This window comes from Colwellia sp. MB3u-55, from assembly GCF_014076785.1.
In the GTDB taxonomy this organism is placed as follows: domain Bacteria; phylum Pseudomonadota; class Gammaproteobacteria; order Enterobacterales; family Alteromonadaceae; genus Colwellia_A.
In genome coordinates this window covers 1-583 of the sequence record NZ_JACGUS010000096.1, presented here as the reverse complement: position 1 = coordinate 583, position 583 = coordinate 1, and the positions used below count along the sequence as shown (strand labels likewise).

General features: G+C 35.5%; 1 tRNA gene. It reads right to left on the bottom strand.

Features of this window, described 5'->3' with window-relative positions:
* Window positions 1–417: 417 nt before the first annotated feature.
* Window positions 418–494: transfer RNA gene (locus H4J66_RS05190), tRNA-Ile, on the bottom strand.
* Window positions 495–583 lie beyond the last annotated feature (89 nt).

The following is a 583-nucleotide window of genomic DNA, read 5'->3' as shown; positions in this document are numbered from 1 at the left end:
TTCGACACGAAGTACACCGTGGAGACTAATCCACAGTAATTGTAAAGTCTGACATTTTCACGCACAAATAAATGTGTCTTGAATAAGATGTTTACTCTGAGTAAGAGTAAACAAATGTTGATTAACAGCTTTCGCTCTTAATCGCTTTTGTAAATATCTATGTCATATGTAACTATTGATTAGTCAAGAGCGCGACACCCTATTCGTAATATTAGCTACGACATAAATACTTTATTTATATCAGCTTTCCAGATTGTTAAAGAACTCATTCTTAACGCGCATTCGGTTAAAAACGTGGTTTAAAAAACCAAATTAATATTCACTCACAAAATACTTAAAAACATTCAGTATGACGAAAGTAAACCTTAATTTGGTCTTTTCTTTAATGAAGAAGATTAATCAATTCAGCGAATGAATTGGTAGGTCTGGGCAGACTTGAACTGCCGACCTCACCCTTATCAGGGGTGCGCTCTAACCAGCTGAGCTACAGACCTATCTTATTAGCAAGCCCAAGGGCTTTCTTCTTCTAATTTGTTATCATGTAATTTGTGTAGACACTCGTGAAACCGAAGTTTCCATTAAA